The organism is Glutamicibacter sp. BW80 (assembly GCF_002332385.1).
Lineage (GTDB): Bacteria > Actinomycetota > Actinomycetes > Actinomycetales > Micrococcaceae > Glutamicibacter.
In genome coordinates this window covers 1-3,280 of record NZ_NRGV01000036.1, presented here as the reverse complement: position 1 = coordinate 3,280, position 3,280 = coordinate 1, and the positions used below count along the sequence as shown (strand labels likewise).

2 protein-coding genes and 1 pseudogene are annotated in these 3,280 nt (G+C 54.1%); all 3 read right to left on the bottom strand.

Features of this window, described 5'->3' with window-relative positions; all coding sequences use genetic code 11:
* The coding region (locus CIK76_RS11420; RefSeq protein ID WP_217990382.1) for a UvrD-helicase domain-containing protein at window positions 1-448 on the bottom strand (448 nt) is incomplete at its 3' end.
* A gap of 53 nt (window positions 449-501) precedes the next feature.
* Complete coding sequence (locus tag CIK76_RS11415) at window positions 502-2,439, bottom strand: AAA family ATPase (protein WP_096286535.1); 1,938 nt, start codon at window positions 2,437-2,439, stop codon at window positions 502-504.
* Window positions 2,440-2,667: 228 nt separating this feature from the next.
* Window positions 2,668-3,177: pseudogene (locus CIK76_RS11410) on the bottom strand (IS3-like element ISAar3 family transposase); the annotation flags it as partial.
* Window positions 3,178-3,280: the final 103 nt, after the last annotated feature.

Genomic DNA, 3,280 nt, shown 5'->3' with positions numbered 1-3,280 from the left:
GAGCATGTCCAGAACCCTGGTACGTCTGACGTATTCCACCTCGGACGTACCGGTTCTTGCCGAGGATCTCCAGCGCTAGGGGCACTAGATCTTTGAACGTGATCTGTTCGCCAGCAATCCGATTGTCAGGATCCACGCGGTAATTTGCGTTCAGAGCATTCTGCCCGGTAAGAGCTGGTCGATAGTTGTCAATGATCCTCTTGGCAAACGCATGGAACGTAAAGCTATCGAATCTGGCCGCAAACTGGCCGCCTGAACGCAAGCGCACGCGTTCACGAAGATTTCGGGCCGCGTCGATTTTGAAGGAGACCGCGAGTATCCGGCGCGGATACGGGCAAGATCCAGTCTGTAAGAGAAAGTCAGCGCGCTGCGCCAGCAATTCGGTCTTCCCTGCCCCAGGCCCCGCCGCGACCACGACGTTTTGGCCTAATGTGGTTGCCGCCATCATTGCGTTAGGTTCGAGAATTAATCCGTCAATTGGGGACCAATCTTCCACCCGGATCATTCTGACAACCCTGACAGCTTGGTACGCACGTGCCCGATTAATCGGAGGAGAACCTCCGGAAGACCCTCCATGAGTTCGTTATCCTCCAAAGTGGAAAGTGCTCCGAGGTGTGTGGCGGGCTTGCTCTTCAGATCAAACTTGGCGTGATAGTCGTTGAACAGATTTAAGACATTCGAGCCAAGACGTTCTTCATGCGTGTGCGACTTACCCAACACTGCCACGATCATCTTATCGTCTGGTACGGCCGGAGCGACCGCGTAGGCTTCGGGAAAAGCTTCCATCATCAGTAAATCAAGGTCGACCGGATTTGAGAAGAATACCCCATGTTGTTCCAACGCCCGGACCGGGCCATCGCCTTTGAGGAAGAGTGGGTCGTTGAACACTGGGAAATCGCCGTCATCGTTCCATTTTGAAAGACCTTCGATCTGTTCCTTTGTGTACGTATTCGGGTTGATCTTGTTAATCTGCTTGAGAGCATTACGGACGCGTCCCCACCCTCCTTCGTGCCGTCCGCTGTCCAGATCAAGCAAGGTCACATGCGGAATCTGCAGTTCATTAAGTAGCCGCCAAAAATGGTTCACATGTCGTCCCCCCAGAGGCACCACAGAGACTGATGCATCATCCTCAGCGATGCCTGCCGCTGATAGTACGCGGGGCAATACCACTTGCTCGCTAGCACCTTCGCCTAAGACAACCAGACGCGCGAAATAAAGCTCGGGATATGCTTTCACTGCCTCCTGCACGTATTTAGCGGCCACTGGGGCATCTTCTGGCAACTGAATACGGTGGATAGTAGTTTCGCGTTGATCATTCAAGCGCAGGAAACAAATTTCTTCCGGGTCAACGCGACGCAGGAGCGCAGGGGCGTGCGTAGCAATGAGGGTTTGGACGTCACCTTCCTCGCAGGCCCCCCGCAATTGCCGGATGATCCGTCCCAGATATTGGGGCGCCAGGCTATTTTCTGGTTCTTCCAACGCGATGACCGTGTGCACTGGCGGGCGCATTTTATCGGGGTTGAGCGAGGTCTCCTCACCAGTAAGAACCTTGCGCGCGAGCACTTGCCAAGAGAGTACCAACGAGATATACAGCAGGGACTTCTGTCCGTCACTGAGCCTCTCAAAAGGCAGTTGGGCACCGTCGTGAGAGGGCGAGAAAGTGACGGTCAGTTGGCGCAGCACGCCATCAATCTCGCCACGTCCAAATGCAATCGATGGATCAGCAAAGAACACACTCTTGTGGAGTCCCTTCCACTGCTCCGTGAGTTGAACTCCAACACTCGCGACCGCACTGTTGGAAGCTAGTGCATCTGTGATCTGCGTGGTCAATTCGGCCAGTGTCGTGCGTTCTTGCGTCCAGTCTGCAGCTCTCAGCGTCCGACCGATCAACGATGTTGTCGTATACGCGATGTGATCAGTGGGGTCCCGACGGGCCGGCAAATAATGCACCTCAATATGCCCCCGGTCATAGCGCGACATTGCCGCTGTAGATTCTGGCTCACCCGAATCATCGGCATCCAGAACATACTCGATCTTCTCGTCGATCTCTCCATCGAGCGCAAGCTCAGCTGTCAAACGCACCCTGATCTGAGGCACACCGTCTTCGGTTTTGATCGCCATGTGAGAGAAATTCGGCGGCACTGAGGCATGCTGGCCGTCTCCGCCTGTTTCGGCGAACTCGATGTCGACCTCGATCCACAGTCGTGCCCCTTTTTCTTGAACTTCCGCCATGCTAAGGCCGGAAGGAACATGAAAATCGCTCAACCGGATCTTCCGTTGCGCAACCACCGGACTGAATAACCGCGAGAGAGCCTCCAGTACTGCAGTCTTACCCGCCCCGTTCGGTCCTAGCACATATGTCATATCCGCAAGAGCGATTGGAGTTGGGGTCGCGCTGAAGGACTGAAAGTTGCTCAGTCGCAAGGTTGTGATCTTCATGAATTCGTCTCGCTTTCTTGTCCCCCTGAAGCAAGCGAGCACGATCAGCAGACTATTCCTATGACAAGAACTTCGCTCGTCTGCGAGTATCCGTCTAAGTTATCGCGCGCTTGCAGCGAGTCGTGTTCAACCCACTGGCAACATCATCTCCCGGCACTAACACCCAGATAAGAACAAACACGGATATATCTCATCAATGTGGTTGGGTCCCTTTAAGCAGTCCAGCAGCTATGCGATAGCTAACTGATTCTCTCTAACCCACTCATCCCAAAACCGGGACGGCGTCAACCCATCCAAAGACCCATGTGGACGCTCATGATTGTAAATGTCTTTCCATTCATCAGCCAAATACTTCGCTTCCACCATAGTGTCCATAATTTCCCCGGAAAGCTGTTCACGCCGGAACTGCGCATTGAACGACTCGATAAAACCGTTCTGCCAAGGTGAGCCCGGATCGATAAACGCAGTGGACACCCCCACAGTGTTGCACCAATCCACCAGCGCGTCAGCAGTGAACTCAGGCCCGTTATCACACCGCACAAACGTTGGCTGGATCCCAGTTTCAGCAATGATGTCCTCCAAAACAGCCACCACATCAGCAGCTTTAAAAGACCTGCGGGGAATGATCGCCAAAGCGGTCCGCGTGTACTCATCAATGACATTGAAGAACCGGATATGACGGCCACAAGAGGTGACATCCGACTGGAAATCAAAGCTCAGTACATGCATCGGGTACTCCCTGTCTGTCAGGATCAAGTGAGACCAGCCACTCATAGCAACCCCCGCCTCACCCCAGACAGGGCGAGAACAGGAAACTCACTGCACCATGAGCATCACCACC

Coding starts and splice junctions, on each gene's coding strand:
- CIK76_RS11415 (WP_096286535.1), bottom strand. CDS start 2,439: ATGAAGATCACAACCTTGCGACTGAGCAACTTTCAGTCCTTCAGCGCG.